The 17,013-nt window shown below is 34.5% G+C and carries 13 protein-coding genes; 2 read left to right on the top strand and 11 right to left on the bottom strand.

Going from position 1 to position 17,013, the window contains the following annotated elements:
- Nucleotides 1-29: 29 nt before the first annotated feature.
- Genes ASF10_RS03200 through ASF10_RS03170 form a run of 7 tightly spaced genes read right to left on the bottom strand, consistent with a single transcriptional unit; the run spans nucleotide 30 to nucleotide 9,591 of the window.
- The gene (locus ASF10_RS03200; RefSeq protein ID WP_056245308.1) at nucleotides 30-1,214 is read right to left on the bottom strand and encodes a cytochrome c oxidase subunit II; all 1,185 of its coding nucleotides are present in this window, start codon (nucleotides 1,212-1,214) and stop codon (nucleotides 30-32) included.
- A 19-nt stretch (nucleotides 1,215-1,233) separates the two neighbouring features.
- Complete coding sequence (locus ASF10_RS03195) at nucleotides 1,234-2,628, bottom strand: hypothetical protein (protein ID WP_056245305.1); 1,395 nt, start codon at nucleotides 2,626-2,628, stop codon at nucleotides 1,234-1,236.
- Nucleotides 2,629-2,655: 27 nt separating this feature from the next.
- Entirely contained in the window at nucleotides 2,656-3,201 is a 546-nt protein-coding gene (locus ASF10_RS03190) for a c-type cytochrome (RefSeq protein ID WP_056245302.1), read from the bottom strand.
- A gap of 8 nt (nucleotides 3,202-3,209) precedes the next feature.
- Nucleotides 3,210-3,734, bottom strand: coding sequence for a DUF3341 domain-containing protein (locus tag ASF10_RS03185; RefSeq protein ID WP_056245298.1), 525 nt, complete (start codon nucleotides 3,732-3,734; stop codon nucleotides 3,210-3,212).
- Nucleotides 3,727-5,127 carry an NrfD/PsrC family molybdoenzyme membrane anchor subunit gene (nrfD, locus tag ASF10_RS03180; RefSeq protein ID WP_056245295.1) on the bottom strand — a complete coding sequence of 467 codons (1,401 nt, stop codon included), beginning with the start codon at nucleotides 5,125-5,127 and terminating at the stop codon, nucleotides 3,727-3,729. Before nrfD ends, ASF10_RS03185 begins: the two co-directional genes overlap by 8 nt.
- Nucleotides 5,128-5,161: 34 nt before the next feature.
- The gene (locus tag ASF10_RS03175; protein WP_056245292.1) at nucleotides 5,162-8,227 is read right to left on the bottom strand and encodes a TAT-variant-translocated molybdopterin oxidoreductase; all 3,066 of its coding nucleotides are present in this window, start codon (nucleotides 8,225-8,227) and stop codon (nucleotides 5,162-5,164) included.
- Nucleotides 8,228-8,259: 32 nt separating this feature from the next.
- Complete coding sequence (locus tag ASF10_RS03170) at nucleotides 8,260-9,591, bottom strand: c-type cytochrome (protein WP_056245289.1); 1,332 nt, start codon at nucleotides 9,589-9,591, stop codon at nucleotides 8,260-8,262.
- Between the two features lie 219 nt (nucleotides 9,592-9,810).
- On the opposite strand from ASF10_RS03170, the gene ASF10_RS03165 reads away from it, so the two are divergent.
- The gene (locus ASF10_RS03165) at nucleotides 9,811-10,200 is read left to right on the top strand and encodes an SPOR domain-containing protein (protein WP_056245287.1); all 390 of its coding nucleotides are present in this window, start codon (nucleotides 9,811-9,813) and stop codon (nucleotides 10,198-10,200) included.
- A gap of 395 nt (nucleotides 10,201-10,595) precedes the next feature.
- Here the strand turns inward: ASF10_RS03165 and ASF10_RS03160 are convergent, their stop codons facing one another.
- The 4 genes from ASF10_RS03160 to rimP all read right to left on the bottom strand — a co-directional run bounded on the left by ASF10_RS03160 (nucleotide 10,596) and on the right by rimP (nucleotide 15,925).
- Nucleotides 10,596-11,105 (bottom strand): DUF4920 domain-containing protein, encoded by a 510-nt coding sequence (locus ASF10_RS03160; RefSeq protein WP_056245284.1) that lies wholly within the window; start codon nucleotides 11,103-11,105, stop codon nucleotides 10,596-10,598.
- 157 nt (nucleotides 11,106-11,262) lie between these two features.
- Nucleotides 11,263-14,151, bottom strand: a complete 2,889-nt coding sequence (gene infB, locus ASF10_RS03155; RefSeq protein WP_056245281.1) for a translation initiation factor IF-2 — start codon at nucleotides 14,149-14,151, stop codon at nucleotides 11,263-11,265.
- Nucleotides 14,152-14,199: 48 nt separating this feature from the next.
- A complete protein-coding gene (nusA, locus tag ASF10_RS03150) occupies nucleotides 14,200-15,447 on the bottom strand; it encodes a transcription termination factor NusA (RefSeq protein WP_041516381.1) in 1,248 nt (415 codons plus the stop codon).
- 13 nt (nucleotides 15,448-15,460) lie between these two features.
- Nucleotides 15,461-15,925: a ribosome assembly cofactor RimP gene (gene rimP / locus ASF10_RS03145; RefSeq protein WP_056245600.1), complete on the bottom strand. Its 465-nt coding sequence runs from the start codon at nucleotides 15,923-15,925 to the stop codon at nucleotides 15,461-15,463.
- A gap of 175 nt (nucleotides 15,926-16,100) precedes the next feature.
- Here rimP and ASF10_RS03140 point away from each other — a divergent pair, with 175 nt between their 5' ends.
- Nucleotides 16,101-16,925: a universal stress protein gene (locus tag ASF10_RS03140; protein WP_056245279.1), complete on the top strand. Its 825-nt coding sequence runs from the start codon at nucleotides 16,101-16,103 to the stop codon at nucleotides 16,923-16,925.
- Nucleotides 16,926-17,013: the final 88 nt, after the last annotated feature.

Genomic DNA, 17,013 nt, shown 5'->3' with positions numbered 1-17,013 from the left:
ATGTGTACTTTAAATTTTCTTAATAAATATTATTTCATAGCAACTTTAGCTATAACCGCCTTTACAGTATCAATAACCGCTTTAACAGTATCTTTAGCAGTACTATCTGTAGTAGCTTTCGCTCCTTCAGCTGGTTCTTTAGCAGCTGCTGCCGCTTTAATATCCTGAGCTAAAGTAGTTTTTTCGCTTAACCATTTTTTATAATCTTCCGGAGTATCAACAACAACTTTCATTTGCATGTTGTAGTGAGAAGCTCCACAAATTTTATTACATAATAATAAATAATCAAATGTATAAGGATCTAAAGCTGTACCTCCTTTAGCAACTAACTCAACGCTTTTTTCAGCTCTAAGTTTGTTGATATTTGCTACTTTTTCTACCATAAATGGCAACTCTCTGTATTCAGCAGTTGTATAAGTTGGAATAAAAGCAAACTCAGTAACCATTCCGGGAACACAGTTCATTTGCGCTCTAAAGTGAGGCATGTAAGCTGAGTGTAATACGTCTTGAGAACGCATTTTGAAATGTATTTTTTTACCTTTTGGAATATGTAATTCAGAAACTACAATATCATCTGCCGAATTTTTATCAGACATGTCAACACCTAAAGTATTAACACCTTCGATCAAACGAACATTCGCTTTTCCTAATACATTATCATTACCTGCATATCTTGCAGTCCATTTGAACTGTTGTGCATATAATTCGATTTCAATTACATCTTCATCTTTATCAACAAACATGATATTGTTCCAGGCATACAATCCGTAAAGGATCAAACAAGCCAAAACTACAGATGGAATAATACTCCAAATTGCTTCTAATTTATTACTATCAGCAAAGAATAATGCTTTTTTATCTTTATGTCCTCTATTTTTAAAAGAAAACCAATATAATAAACCTTGTGTAATAAATTGTACTACAAAAATTAAAACCCAAGTAATATTCATTAAGTTATCTACTAAAAGTCCATGCTCAGAAGCAGGAGTATGAAGTGCTAAATTACCCCATTTTAGTAAACCGTAAATTGTAAATATATATATGAAAGCTAAAAAGCCAAACATAACATATCCCTGAATATTATTATCATTATCTGATGCAACTTGAGAATCGTCCGAAGAAGATCCCACTTGAGTAAGATCAAATATCTTGGTCAATTGCCATAATGCAACTGCTAATAAAACTAAAACTATAATTACCAACAAACTTGTCATCTGTTTACTTCTTTAAATATTAATAATGAAAATGTTTACTTTCTTCAATGAAAGGATTTCTTTTTGCTAACAAAGGAGCTTTAGTCAATGCAGTAAACACTACAAAAATAAATAAACCTAAGAAGAAAAGTATAGATGCAATTTCAGAAACTCCAATAAACCATTTATCTCCAACTGTACCAGGCATAATCATATTAAAGAAATCTACGTAGTGACCTAGTAAGATAACAACACCAGCCATTACAATAACCCAGCTAAGACGTTTAAAGTCTGTATTGATTAATATTAATAATGGGAACACAAAGTTCATAACTACAGCACCAAAGAATGGTAAATTGTATAATTGAATTCTTGTTACGAAGTAAGTTACCTCTTCAGGAATATTAGCATACCAGATTAACATGAATTGAGAGAACCATAAATAAGTCCAGAAAACACTAATACCAAACATAAATTTAGCTAAATCGTGAATGTGACTTGTATTTACATATTCTAAATATCCTTTAGATTTTAAATATACAGTAACCAATGCGATTGCAGTAATACCACTTACAAAGAAAGAAGCAAATACATACCATCCAAATAAAGTACTGAACCAGTGTGGATCAATTGACATAATCCAATCCCAAGACATAATAGACTCAGATACGATAAAGAATACTAAGAAACCAGCAGTTAACTTGAAGTTCTTTTTGTAGTATAGATCATCATTAGCTCCATCCTGAGCTAAACAGTTTTTTCTAGATTGGTAACGGTATAAGTTCCATCCTACTAAAAAGATAGCTGCTCTGATAATCCAGAAAGTAAAGTTTAAATAACCCGCTTTACCAGCAATAATTTTATCATAGTTTGCACTAGCAGGATCTGTAACCCCTTCACCTAACCATACAAATATGTGATTAAAGTGTAATCCGCAAAGAATTAAAATAATAAAGAAAATAACTGAACCTACAGGTAAATAAGCTGTGATTCCTTGCATAACTCTAAACAAAACCGGAGACCAACCTGCCTGAGCAACTTGTTGAATAGCATAAAATGCTAAAGTTCCCATAGAAAGTAGCAAGAAGAAAATACAAGCAACATATAAAGCAGACCAAGGCTTGTTTTGCAATTGGTGCAATACATGCGTTAAATGTTCTTTGTGCTCATCAGCAGCATTTACTGTTTCATGCTCGCCACCTTTGTGCGATTCATGCGAAGCTTCAGCAGCTTCATGATGTCCAGCTTCTTGATGTGAAGTTTCAGCTGTTGCTTCATGTGCAGCACCATGAGAACCATGTGCGTCTGCAGCTAGAATTTTTTCAACTTCTTGAATATCTTTAGGAGCAGTTAAAAAACCATATCCAATTCCTAATATACCAAGGGCCATTAGGATGATAGAAAAAGTTTTTAATTTACTTGAAAATGTATACATATCTATTACGATCAGTTTGTTCAACAATTATAATTGGCTTTTTAGTTTTAGAACATAGTCAGCAACTAACCAACGTTCGTGGGCACTTAATTGATTTGCATGTGAACCCATTGCATTTAAACCATAAGTTTCAACGTGAAAGATACTTCCTTCAGTAATTACTCTGTCTTTATAGCTAGGTACTCCAAGAAATTTTTCTCTTTCAACCAATTTACCTTTACCGTTTCCAGTTGCACCATGACAACTGATACAGTAAATTTCGAAAAGTTCTTTTCCTTTTTCGGAATTTCTTTCGATTGAATCCAAAGGAGATTTTAAATTAGCTTTAGCCAATTCATAACCTGCTGTTGAATTTTCATATTCATAAGGCTCAAAACCTCTGTTAATACTTCCTTCTGCAGGAAGTTGTCCTTCTTTTCCTCCTTTAAATATCTTTGCCTCTGAATATGGCTCATATGCCAAAGACTCATACATATTAGGGAAATACTGATAGTTTGGTGCCGAATTATTGTGGCAAGATGAAACTAAAATAGTTATACCAACTAAAAGTGTTATTTTATATATCCTTTTCATAGCTACAATTAATTCTTTTCAATTACTTTAACTTCAACAGCTCCTGTACCTTCGAAAAAAGAAACTAGTTCTGCTTCGTTATCATTTACAGCAACTTCCATTAAAAAATGGTCATCTGTTGTTCTTACATCTGGATTCTCAGCTTGTTTGAATGGCCATAATCTACTTCTCATATAAAAAGTAATAACCATTAAGTGGGCAGCAAAAAATACTGTCATTTCAAACATAATCGGAACAAATGCAGGCATATTTTGAATGAAGCTAAAACTTGGTTTACCTCCAATATCTTGTGGCCAGTCATGAATCATGATGTAACTCATCATGGTTGTTGCAACAGAAATACCAACACATCCGTATAAGAAAGCACAAATTGCTAATCTTGTTGGTGCTAAACCCATAGCTTTATCCAATCCGTGAACTGGGAATGGAGTAAAAACCTCTTCAATATGATGATGAGCAGCTCTGGTTTTCTTTACTGCATCCATCAAAATATCATCGTCATTATAAATGGCGTATATTACTTTATTACTCATGATGTGTGTCTTTATTTGCTCTTTCTCTAATGTAATTATCTCCTGTTCCTTTCAAAATTGTTTTTACCTCTGCCTGAGCAATTACAGGGAATGTTCTTGAGTATAATAAAAACAATACAAAGAAGAAACCAATCGTTCCGATGAAAATTCCAATATCAACAAATGTTGGTGAAAACATTGTCCAAGAAGATGGAAGGTAATCTCTATGTAAAGAAGTAACAATAATTACGAATCTTTCAAACCACATTCCGATGTTTACAACGATCGAAATAATAAATGAAAACATGATACTTGTTCTTAATTTCTTGAACCACATAAATTGTGGAGAGAAAACATTACAAGTCATCATCGACCAATATGCCCACCAGTAAGGTCCGGTAGCTCTGTTCAAGAACGCATATTGCTCATACTCTACTCCTGAATACCAAGCTACGAATAACTCAGTGATATACGCTACCCCTACGATAGAACCTGTAATCATGATTACAATATTCATTAACTCGATATGTTGTACTGTAATATACGCTTCAAGATTAGAAACTTTTCTCATAACGATCAACAAGGTATTTACCATTGCAAATCCAGAGAATACTGCCCCAGCAACGAAGTATGGAGGGAAGATTGTTGTATGCCATCCAGGAATTACAGAAGTAGCAAAGTCCATCGATACAATCGTATGTACAGAAAGTACAAGAGGAGTAGCTAAACCAGCTAATACCAAAGATACTTCTTCAAAACGTTGCCAATCTTTAGCTCTTCCACTCCATCCAAAACTTAGGATAGAATATACTCTTTTATTAAAAGGTGTTATCGCTCTATCACGTAGCATTGCAAAATCAGGTAATAAACCAGTCCACCAGAAAACTAATGATACTGAAAGATACGTAGAAATTGCGAATACGTCCCAAAGTAGCGGTGAGTTAAAGTTTACCCATAAAGATCCAAATTGATTTGGAATAGGCAAAACCCAGTATGCTAACCATGGACGACCCATGTGAATAATTGGGAATAAACCCGCCTGAACTACCGAGAAGATAGTCATTGCTTCTGCAGAACGGTTAATCGCCATTCTCCAACGTTGACGGAAAAGTAATAATACCGCAGAAATTAATGTTCCGGCGTGACCAATACCAACCCACCAAACGAAGTTCGTGATATCCCAGGCCCAGCCAACTGTTTTATTTAATCCCCATGTTCCAATACCGGTAGATACAGTGTAAATTATACAACCTAACCCCCAAAGGAAGGCTATTAATGCGATTGAAAATACAATCCACCATTGTTTATTTGCAGGCCCTTCAACAGGTGCAGCTACATCTACAGTTACATCGTGATAAGTTTTATCACCTATAACTAAAGGTTTTCTAATGGGTGCTTCGTAGTGAGACGACATAATCCTTTATATTGTTTCTTATTAATAATTTATTCTAAGTATTTCTAACTTTAACATGGTAAACCACATTAGGTTTTGTTCCAACATGCTCTAATAAATGGTATGATCTATCATCAGCAGCTAATTTAGCAACTTTACTTTCAGCATCATTAACATCACCAAATATCATTGCTCCAGAAGAACAAGCATTTGAACATGCTGTTTGGAATTCACCATCAGCAACCGGACGACCTTCATTTTTAGCTTTTAGCTTAGTCGCCTGTGTCATTTGAATACACATAGAACATTTTTCCATAACTCCACGAGAACGAACGTTTACGTCTGGATTTAACACCATACGACCTAAATCATCATTCATGTGGTAATCGAATTCACTGTTTTTGTTGTACAAGAACCAGTTAAAACGACGTACTTTATACGGACAGTTGTTTGCACAGTAACGAGTACCAACACATCTGTTGTATGCCATATGATTTTGACCTTCACGACCGTGAGATGTCGCAGCAACCGGACAAACTGTTTCACATGGTGCGTGATTACAGTGTTGACACATTACTGGTTGGAAAGAAACTTGTGGATTATCTCCAGGTTTTTCCATTTCGTTAAAAGTAGATAATGAACTAGATAAACCAGCAATATTATCTTTTCTTTCGTTATCTCCTTCAAAAGTACTTTCAGAAGAGTAATATCTGTCAATACGCAACCAGTGCATATCACGACTTCTTCTTACCTCTGCCTTACCTACAACCGGAACGTTGTTTTCAGCGTGACAAGCAATAACACATGCTCCACAACCTGTACAAGCGTTTAAGTCAATCGAAAGGTTAAAGTGATGTCCAGTAGAACGATCAAATGATTCCCATAAATCTACAGTTGTAGCTTTTACTTCTTCGTGATCTAAAGATACCATTGGTTGTTCGTTCCAATGTTCAGCATCTTTAGTATTAAAGATTTCAAGAGAAGTTTCTTTAATGATATCTCCTCTACCCATTAATGTTTTCTGTCCTTGAACACAAGCGAACTCATGAACTCCATTTGCTTTAGCAATAGAAACAGATTGAACACTATTGAAATTTTTATATAAAGCGTAAGCGTTTAAACCTACTACCATTTCTTCTTTCAAAGCAGCCTTACGACCATAACCTAATGCTAAACCAACTGTACCAACAGCTTGTCCTGGCTGAACAATTACTGGAACATTTTCTAATTTTAGACCATCAGCAGTAGTAATTGTAGCATAACTTCCGTTTAAACCTCCGTTTGCAACAATTTCATTTGATAAGTCATATTTCTTAGCATCAGCATTCGAAACCGTAACATAGTTATCCCAAGAAACTCTTGTAATTGGATCTGGGAACTCTTGTAACCAAGGATTGTTTGCTTGTTGTCCGTCTCCTAAACCTGTTTTAGTATACAATACTAATTCAAATTCACCACTCGCTTTTGATTTCGCAACAGCATTTGCAGCAGCGCTAAAATCAACAGAACCAGCAGCTAATGCAGATGAACCAATAACAAAAACACCATCATGTAAAACTTTGTTCCAAGAAGAACCTACAACAACTGAAGCCAAATTAGCTTTAATATAATCGTAGAAATTTCCAGGAGTTCCGTTTAAAGATAGTAAAACATCTTGAAATTGTTTTGTATTGAAAATAGGACGAATAGTTGGTTGAGTTAAACTATAAGTTCCTTTTGTAATTACAACATCTCCCCAAGCCTCTAAATAATGAGGAGCCGGAGCAGCAATTGTAGTTATAGATGCAGTTTCATCTTCTTTTAAAGAAAAAGCAACTGACGTTTTTACTTTTTTCAATCCAGATACAAAAGAAGCTGAATCAGCTAAAGTATAAACTGGATTAATTCCGCTCATGATCAAAGTATGAACACTTCCAGCATTCATGTCTTTTACCAATTGAGATACAACAGCATTAGATCCTTTTCTAATTTGTCTTGTACCTGCAGTATTAAAAGCTTCACTTGCCAATACCTGATTGATCGCTAAAACTAATAATTGAGCATTTTTATCTTCAAGACCTGAAACTAATACTCCTTTAGTACCAGCAAGTTTTAACTGTTGAGCAGCTTTAACTACTTCAGGTTTAAACTTAGCATCTAAAGAATTAGCAACAGAAGATCCTGTAACTATATTATAAATTTGAACTAAAGCTTGTTTTTGATTAGCGCTACTCATAGGAATACGCTTATCAGCAGCAGCTCCAGACAATGTCATGTTTGACTCTAACTGAAAATGACGAGACATTTTTTTAGATCCGTTAGGTCCTGCTGGAATTCTTCCTTGCGCATATCCTGAATCATATCCACCACCTTGCCAGTCTCCTAAGAAATCAGCTCCAACAGAAACAATTAAAGATGCTTTTGAAAAATCATAATCAACAAGAGCTCTTTCTCCATAAACTGTTTCGAATGCATCTAATGCGTCTGATGAAGAAACTGCATCATAAACAACATGTTTTGCATTAGGATTTTTAGCAATGAATTCAGCTATTAATTTTTCAGTAGACGGACTCGCTAAAGTATTTGTCAACAATACCACTTGCCCACCTTTTGCTTTTGCATCAGCAAGACTTGATTTAATTCTTAAATCAACAGCAGACCAGCTACCATTTTTTCCGTCCAATTTAGGTTCTTTCAAACGCATGCTGTCATATAAAGACAGGATAGACGCATGAATTCTAGCATTGGCTGAAAACTTAGCTCCAGAAATAGTATTGTTATCAATTTTAATTGGACGACCCTCACGAGTTTTTACTAATAAGTTAGCAAAATCAAAACCATCAAAAACAGTTGTTGCATAATAATCCGCAACACCAGGAATGATTTGTTCTGGTTGTAACACATATGGTATAGACTTGTGAACAGGACCTTCGCAGGCAGCAAGTGTAACCGCTGCAGTACTAAATCCTACGTACTTTAAAAAGTCACGACGTGAAGTTCCAGATGAAGCTAAAGCATCTGCATTTCCTAAAAATTCTTCAGTAGGAATTTCTTCAACAAATTCGTTATTTCTAAGCGCCTCAACAATAGAACTATTCTCTAGTTCTTCAACACTTTTCCAGTATTTTTTGTTTGATGACATTGTATATAAATATTAAAATCTTAATAATTCGATTAATAGTGGCATTTACCGCATTCTAAACCTCCCATTTGCGCTGCAGTCAATTTTTCTACACCGTATTTTTTAGAAAGTTCAGCATGAATTTTATCATAGTAAGCGTTTCCTTCCATCTTAACATCAGTTTTTCTATGGCAATCAATACACCATCCCATTGTTAATTTAGAATATTGCTTCATGATCTCAAATTCCTGCACTGGACCGTGACAAGTTTGACATTCAACTCCTGCAACAGAAACGTGTTGAGAGTGATTGAAGTAAACAAAATCAGGAAGATTATGAATACGAACCCATTTTACAGGCTGCGTTTTTCCGGTATAAGCTTGTTTCGCCTTATCCCAACCAACTGCATCATACAATTTTTGGATTTGAGCATCGTAAAAAGCTTTGCTATATTCAGCAGTAGCTGTAGTTTCAGCAACTTCAGAAATGTTTTTATGACAGTTCATACAAACATTCAAAGAAGGAATACCAGCATTCTTACTTACACGGGCAGCAGAGTGACAATATTTACAATTGATTTCGTTATCACCAGCGTGTATCTTGTGAGAATAGTGAATTGGCTGAATTGGCTCATAATTTTGATCAACACCTACCTGCATTAAGAATGCATACACGAAATAACCACTTGCCAAAAGCAAAAATATAGAAGTTACTAAAACCAAAAATTGGTTTTTAGCAAATGCTTTCCAGATTGGAGTCCTTGCTTCTTTTGGAGCAACTACAATACCATTATTACTTGCCACTTTAGTCAACACTTTGTTCACCATGAACAACATAACAACCAAAATAGCCATTACAAGAGCAAGAGCTCCTAAAATAATGTTATTAGAAATTCCGCCACCTTCAACATTAGTCCCAGGAGGAGTTGCTGCACCATTAGGACCAGGAGCAGGCTCAGCTTTTACTTCAGAAGTATAAGCAATAATATTATCAATATCACCTGTAGACAATTGAGGAAAAGAAGTCATTACAGACTTATTGTTTTCTTCAAATAATTTAACTGCAACAGCATCCCCTGATTTAATCATTTCAGAGCTGTTATGCACCCACTTGTAAATCCAGGCCATATCATGTTTACCGGCAACGCCTCTTAGGGCAGGACCAGTTGATTTAGCATCTAATTTGTGACATGCAGCGCAATTTGCATTAAAAAGTTCTTTCCCTTTTACTGGATCACCACCCGCAGCAGCAGCCGGAGCAGCAGCTTCAGGCGCCGCCGGAGCAGCAGCATCTTGAGCAAATGAAGTTAGGGAGAAAATTAACGTTAGCGATAAGCTAAGTAGTAATTTTCTTGAGATCGAATTATGGTTACCCACCTTTTTCATATAGTATAATAATTATCTACTAATTTTTGGTATGATTTTTTCTGTAGTAAATCAACGAAAAACTAATACCTTCTTTTAAAACTTGCACAAAAATACGACTTATGAACTATTCTCAAAACCTTAAAATACTCTTAAATATCAATTTATATCAATTCTAAATAATATCAATATTTTCCATACAAATTTTAAATACTATTTTTGCATAAAAACCATCACATTATGAGAATTTTAACCCCTTCAAAAAGAGTTTTCTTAACATTAACAATGTTTACTTTAGCATATAATATTCATGCTCAAGACCAAAATTTAACACTCAATCAAGACCCCAAATTTGATCAACTACTCAATGACAAACGCAAAATTAACACGTCAATAAACACAAACGATACTTATAAAATTCAAATCTTTAGCGGAAAAAGCGAAGAAGCAAAAAAAACGCTGTCTGATTTTAAAAGAGAATATAGCAATATCGACGGAACAATAATTTTCAATACACCAAACTATAAAGTAATGGTTGGGAATTTCAAAACAAGAATAGAGGCAGAACGTAATTTAGCTGAGATCAAAAAGAGATACAAAAGTGTCTTTTTAATCAAACCCAGCAAATAAAACATGTCTTAACGATATAAAAAAAGCGAGATTAGATCTCGCTTTTTTTTATGTCATTACTAAGCTTTAGAACGAACTTTGTTTAAACCACATAAAACAGTAAAAGGTAATTATAAAACAAAAAACTCCACATAAACATCACTCAAAACAAGTCTTATATTACACTTCTCCATCAGGAATTACACCTTACAGAAAAGGCAAAATTGACAATTAACAATACAAAAGCACTACAATTAATCCACAATTCAACACACTACATATCCAAATACAAAGCTTTACTGCAAAACAACTTTCAAACCTGTGATAAAAAAAGATAAAAATCTATAAGATTTGTTTTAATAAAAAAAAGCCCCAGATACATTGGGACTTTGATACTATTAAATTGGATTATTAAATTAGTCCACAACTTTTATTCCATTCGCTAAAAACCTAATCTCTTCTTTTGGAGAAGTAATTGCATCTATCTCAGATTGCGGTTTTTTAGCATCTTTAGCGTAATGTTTCAACTCATCGACAGATGTAACTTCTCTTTCAGCATTACCTTCCAAAACAACATTCTTTCCTTTTAAGGCAACAGGTACAAAAAAGGCATAATCTTTCATTTTAACAAAGAAAGAAGAACCATCAGCAGTTTTGAGAGTTATCCAACATCCACGTTTTTTACAAACGTCAGTTACAACTCCTTTTACAGCAACATTCTTTACTGTTTTTTCCTTCCTCAATACACCATCAAGCTCTGCAATCGAAATCGCTTTACTCTCAGAAACACCAGATATATCAGCCCCATAATAATCACCTGCCAGCGCATTTCCAACAGGAGGCGATTTTTTTTCCACATCTTCCTGAGCAAAAGACTGAACTGAAATACCAATAATCAAAATAACTGAGTATATTAATCGTTTCATATTTAAATAATTTGAACAAAAATAACATTAAAATTTGAAATAGATAAAGTCTGTTTTTTTTATTCCAAATTAACTCATACAATTATTATAACCTTAAAATACTGCCATAAAAAAAGTCCCAATTTTCATTGGGACTTTATATTATAATTATTGAATATTATTTCAATTTCTTTTTGATTGCAACTTCATGGTATGCTTCAATAACATCTCTTTCTTCGATGTCGTTGTAGCCTTTAATTTGAATACCACAATCATAACCTTTAGAAACTTCTTTAACATCATCTTTGAAACGTTTCAATGCAACAAGTTCACCAGTATGCACTACTACTCCTTCTCTGATAACTCTAATTTTAGAAGATCTCATGATTTTACCGTCCATAACCATACAACCAGCGATTGAACCCACTTTAGAAATTTTGAAGATCTCACGGATCTCAGCAGTTCCTAAAATTTCTTCTTTCATCTCAGGAGCTAACATTCCTTCCATTGCATCTTTCAAGTCATCGATAGCTGCGTAGATAATAGAATAGTAACGGATATCGATTTCTTCTTTATCTGCAAGTTGTCTCGCATTTCCAGCAGGACGAACGTTAAATCCAATAATGATCGCATCAGAAGCAGAAGCCAACATAACGTCAGTTTCAGTAATTGCTCCAACACCTTTATGAATAATATTAATTTGAATTTCTTCAGTAGACAATTTAGAGAACGAATCTGATAATGCTTCAACAGATCCATCAACGTCTCCTTTAAGGATCACGTTCAATTCTTTAAACTGACCAAGTGCAATACGACGACCAATTTCATCAAGTGTAATATGTCTTTGTGTACGTACAGATTGTTCACGCATTAATTGAGAACGTTTAGATGCAATTTGTTTTGCTTCTTTTTCATCTTCAAATACATTGAATTTATCACCTGCAGTAGCTGCACCATCTAAACCTAAAACAGATACAGGAGTCGAAGGACCAGCTTCTTTAACAATATGTCCACGTTCGTCATGCATAGCTTTAATTTTACCATGATGCTTACCTGCCAACATATAATCTCCTACTTTTAAAGTTCCGTGTTGAACTAAAATTGTAGAAACATATCCTTTTCCTTTATCTAAGAACGCCTCAACAACTGTTCCTTGAGCCGCTTTGTTTGGATTCGATTTTAAATCTAAGATTTCTGCTTCTAATAAAACTTTCTCTAGTAATTCTTTCACACCTGTTCCAACTTTTGCAGAAATATCATGTGACTGAATTTTTCCACCCCAATCTTCAACAAGTAAGTTCATACTAGCCAAACGCTCTTTAATTTTCTCAACATTAGCATTTGGTTTATCAATTTTATTGATTGCAAATATAATTGGCACTCCCGCCGCTTGTGCGTGAGAAATTGCTTCTTTTGTTTGTGGCATGATATCATCATCCGCAGCAACAACAATAATAGCGATATCGGTAACTTGAGCTCCACGTGCACGCATCGCGGTAAACGCCTCGTGACCCGGTGTATCTAAGAATGCAATTTTCTGACCATTATCTAAAGTTACTCCGTAAGCTCCAATGTGTTGTGTAATACCTCCAGACTCACCAGCGATAACATTTTCTTTACGAATATAATCCAGCAAAGATGTTTTACCGTGATCGACGTGACCCATTACAGTAACAATTGGCGCTCTTACAACTAAATCTTCTTCTTTATCTTCAACTACTTCAATAGCTTCTTCGATATCAACTGTAATAAACTCAACTTCGTAACCAAATTCATCAGCTACAATAGTTAATGTTTCAGCATCTAAACGCTGGTTCATGGTTACCATGATACCAAGAGACATACAAGTCCCAATTACTTTAGTAATCGGCACATCCATCATGATTGCAATTTCACCTACAGTAACAAACTCAGTAACTTTAATAGTTTTACTTCCTTCGTCAAGCGCTCTTTGCTCTTCATCAGATTTCTGACGGTGTGTATCTCTTTTATCTCTTCTGTATTTAGCAGCTTTTGATTTTCCACCTTTACCCTGAAGTTTTTCAAGAGTCTCTCTAATTTGGTTTTTTACTTCCTCTTCAGTAGGCTCTACTTTTGCTACAATTGCCGGACGGTTTCCTTTTACAAAACCAGGTCTTGCGCTTCTGTTAGCATTAAATCCTCCACCACCAGTATTTGGCGTAATTTTATTAGGATTTGGAGTTCCCGGTGCATTACCTGTAGCAGGTTTTGGCGCACCTGGCGCACCAGGCTTAGGAGCAATTCTTTTACGCTTATTTTTATTAGCGTTATTTCCAGCTCCTGGAGCTCCCGGTTTATTAGGAGTAATTTTTGGATCTTCCTTCTTTTTCTTAGGTTTATTAAATTGAGATAAATCAATTGTTTGACCAGTAAGGGTAGTTCCGGATAATTTTTGATATTGCGTAGTAATAGTTTCTTCAGCTGTTGCCGGATCAGTTGAAACAACTGGTTCCTGAGCAACTTTAGGAGCTTCCACTTTTACTTCTTTTACTTCTTTTTTCTCAGTAATAATAGGTTTTTCAACCTTTTTCTCTTCAGAAACTACAGGAACCACTGGTGGCTCAGGCTGTACAATTTCTTTTTGAACAGGTTTTTCTGGTTGAGTTGGAGCAACAACTGCTTTTGGTTCTTCAACTTTAGCAGGCTCCTCAACAGGAGTAGCAACAACTGCAGGTTTCTTAGGATTTAAATCAATTTTACCAACCTGAACAGGTCCGGTTACAACAGCTCTCGCTTTTATAACTTCTTGTTGTTTTTGGCGTTCCTCGTCTTGTCTGCGTTTGTCTTCAATTTCTTTTTCACGCTCTACACGTAAAGCTTCTTTTTCTTTTCTTTTCTCTTCCCCCACTTCCTTAGAAGCTTCTTTATTCCCCTTATCGCCCGCAAATTGGCTTTGTAGGATATTAAATTCGCTATCAGAAATTTTCGCATTTGGATTTGCATCAATAGCAATTCCCTTATCTTTTAGATAATCAACAGCTCTTTCTAACGAAATATTTAATTCCCTTAAAACCTTGTTTATTCTTATTACTCTCTCTTCAGACATATAACCTTTTTATTATTACCTTTTTCGTTGTGTTGTTAGAGCAGATAACTAGCTATCAAACTCTTCTTTTAGTATTTTCATAACATCAAGAATAGTTTCCTCTTCTAAATCTGTTCTTCTTACTAAATCTTCTACTTCTTGCTTTAAGATACTTCTAGCTGTATCTAAACCAATTTTTGCAAATTCTTCGATAACCCAGCCTTCAATTTCATCTGAAAACTCAGTTAATTCAACGTCATCATCTTCGCCACTAGCAACATCACCTTCTCTGATAACATCTAGCTCGTAGCCTGTTAGCTGACCTGCTAATTTTATATTATGACCACCTCTACCAATTGCTTTAGAAACTTCTTCTAATTTCAAGAACACTTCAGCTCTTTTATTTTCTTCATCAATTTTGATTGAAGAAACTTTAGCAGGACTTAATGCTCTCGTAATAAACAACTGAATATTACTTGTGTAGTTGATTACGTCGATATTTTCGTTTCCTAACTCACGAACAATTCCGTGAATACGAGATCCTTTCATACCAACACAAGCTCCAACAGGATCAATTCTGTCATCATAAGAATCTACAGCTACTTTTGCTTTTTCACCCGGAATACGAACTACATTTTTCACTGTAATCAAACCGTCGAATACTTCTGGAATTTCTTGTTCAAACAATTTTTCTAAGAACTTCTCAGAAGTTCTTGACATAATAATTTGAGGTTTATTTCCTTTTAATTCAACGCTTTCAATAATTCCTCGAACGTTATCTCCTTTACGGAAAAAGTCAGATGGAATTTGTTTTTCTTTTGGAAGAACAATTTCATTTCCTTCATCATCGACCAAAATTACAACTCTTGGGCGAACATGGTGTACTTCGGCAGTATAAATATCACCAATAATATCTTTAAATTGCTTGTAAAGATTTGTATTATCGTGTTCGTGAATTTTAGATATTAAGTTTTGACGCAATGCCAAAATAGCTCTTCTTCCTAAATCAATCAATTTAACTTCTTCAGAAACTTCTTCACCAATTTCAAAATCCGCTTCGATCATTCTAGCTTCTGTTAACGTAATTTCTTCGTTCTCAAAATCAAGATCTTCATCAGCAACAATTACTCTTCTTCTCCATATTTCCATATCTCCTTTGTCAGGATTAATAATAATATCGAAGTTATCATCAGAACCGTATTTTTTCTTTAATGCATTTCTAAACACGTCCTCTAAAATTGCCATAAGCGTTACACGATCAATAAGTTTATTATCTTTAAACTCTGAGAATGAATCGATTAATGCTAAATTTTCCATGCGAATTCTTTAATTAAAATGTTACTGTAACAATTGCCTCTTTAATTTCTGTATAAGGTATTTGTTGCTCTTTTTGAACTGTTTCTTTTCCTTTTCCTACTTTTTTCGGTTCTCTTGCTTCCCAAGACAAAATTATAAAAACATCGTTAGCTTCTACTAATTCTGCTTCAATTTTTTCAGTATTTGTAGTAACAATCAATGTTCTACCAATATTTTTCTTGTATTGCCTTGTCAATTTCAATGGCGATCCTACTCCAACCGATGCAACTTCAAGCGAAAAATCCTGCTCTTCACGATCCAGATTATTCTCGATTGCACGACTCACATCAATACAATCCTGCAACGCCACTCCATTATCCCCATCTAAACCTACACTAATTTTGAAAGAATCTGAAATAGCCAGATCAATCAAAAAGATTGATGGCTTTTCTAAAAGAGCCTCCGCAATTAATCCGTTTACTTTTTCTTTAAATGTCATAATTTTATAAAAAGAGGGGACACTTAGTCCCCTCATTATTTAGATTTTAATAAATAACGGTGCAAATATAGTGTTTTTTTTATAAATCAAAATAAATAGATTGCTCTAAAAATATTTCTTATCTTTATAAGAGCATTAAAACAATAGAATTTCACATTATTTAACCCAAAAAACTATGAAACGAATTCTAGTACCTACCGACTTCTCAGAACATGCTGAAGACGCCCTAAAAGTTGCTGCGCAAATTGCTAAAAAAAACAACTCTGAAATCATCGTTTTACACATGCTTGAATTACCAAGCCAAATGAACGATGCAGTACTTGGTGGCGCAAGTATTCCCGAAACCATGCTTTTTATGAAAAAAGCCAATGAAATGCTTGACGAAGTTTCTTCACGACCGTATTTAGACGGGATTCCGGTAACTGAAATCGTAAAAATGGACAAGCCTATTCATGGAATTTCACAAGTAAGCAAAGATTATGATGTTGATTTAATAATAATGGGATCTCACGGATCTTCAGGAATTGAAGAACTATTAATTGGCTCTAATACTGAAAAAGTGGTTCGTAATTCTGAAATTCCTGTCTTAGTTATTAAAAAAGACGCTGCAAATTTTAACGCGTCAAATATCGTTTTTGCATCTGATTTTTCAGATGAAGCTAAAAAACCTTTTCAAAAACTTTTAAATTTTACCAAATTCTTTGAATCTAAAATACATTTGGTAACCATTTGCACGCCAAACAGCTTTAAACCAACTCATACAATAGAAAAAACAATGAATGAATTCGTATCTGAATTCAACCTTGTTAACTACGAAACCCACATTTATAACGACACTAATATTGAAAAAGGAATTATCAATTTTTCGAACAGTATAAACACAGACATTATCGGAATGTGCACGCACGGAAGAACCGGTTTTGCTCATTTTTTTAACGGAAGCATTAGTGAAGGCCTGGTAAATCATGCTGTAAAACCTGTGATAACTTTTAAAATTTAAATAACATTATTTCAACTCTCAAACACAAACCTTTCAGCCGAAAGGTTTTTTTATATACACCACTTTTTCTTTTTTTCAATTTCTCATT

This window comes from Flavobacterium sp. Leaf82 (assembly GCF_001422725.1).
GTDB lineage: Bacteria > Bacteroidota > Bacteroidia > Flavobacteriales > Flavobacteriaceae > Flavobacterium.
The sequence above is the reverse complement of the archived record's forward strand: the minus strand, read 5'-3'. Positions and strand labels throughout refer to the sequence as shown.

What these genes read in the sequence shown, in the direction of transcription:
- nrfD (WP_056245295.1), bottom strand. Translation starts at nt 5,127, where the DNA reads ATGTCGTCTCACTACGAAGCACCCATTAGAAAACCTTTAGTTATAGGT.
- ASF10_RS03195 (WP_056245305.1), bottom strand. Translation starts at nt 2,628, where the DNA reads ATGTATACATTTTCAAGTAAATTAAAAACTTTTTCTATCATCCTAATG.
- ASF10_RS03170 (WP_056245289.1), bottom strand. Translation starts at nt 9,591, where the DNA reads ATGAAAAAGGTGGGTAACCATAATTCGATCTCAAGAAAATTACTACTT.
- ASF10_RS03160 (WP_056245284.1), bottom strand. Translation starts at nt 11,105, where the DNA reads ATGAAACGATTAATATACTCAGTTATTTTGATTATTGGTATTTCAGTT.
- ASF10_RS03200 (WP_056245308.1), bottom strand. Translation starts at nt 1,214, where the DNA reads ATGACAAGTTTGTTGGTAATTATAGTTTTAGTTTTATTAGCAGTTGCA.
- rimP (WP_056245600.1), bottom strand. Translation starts at nt 15,925, where the DNA reads ATGACATTTAAAGAAAAAGTAAACGGATTAATTGCGGAGGCTCTTTTA.
- ASF10_RS03190 (WP_056245302.1), bottom strand. Translation starts at nt 3,201, where the DNA reads ATGAAAAGGATATATAAAATAACACTTTTAGTTGGTATAACTATTTTA.
- ASF10_RS03140 (WP_056245279.1), top strand. Translation starts at nt 16,101, where the DNA reads ATGAAACGAATTCTAGTACCTACCGACTTCTCAGAACATGCTGAAGAC.
- ASF10_RS03185 (WP_056245298.1), bottom strand. Translation starts at nt 3,734, where the DNA reads ATGAGTAATAAAGTAATATACGCCATTTATAATGACGATGATATTTTG.
- ASF10_RS03175 (WP_056245292.1), bottom strand. Translation starts at nt 8,227, where the DNA reads ATGTCATCAAACAAAAAATACTGGAAAAGTGTTGAAGAACTAGAGAAT.
- ASF10_RS03165 (WP_056245287.1), top strand. Translation starts at nt 9,811, where the DNA reads ATGAGAATTTTAACCCCTTCAAAAAGAGTTTTCTTAACATTAACAATG.
- infB (WP_056245281.1), bottom strand. Translation starts at nt 14,151, where the DNA reads ATGTCTGAAGAGAGAGTAATAAGAATAAACAAGGTTTTAAGGGAATTA.
- nusA (WP_041516381.1), bottom strand. Translation starts at nt 15,447, where the DNA reads ATGGAAAATTTAGCATTAATCGATTCATTCTCAGAGTTTAAAGATAAT.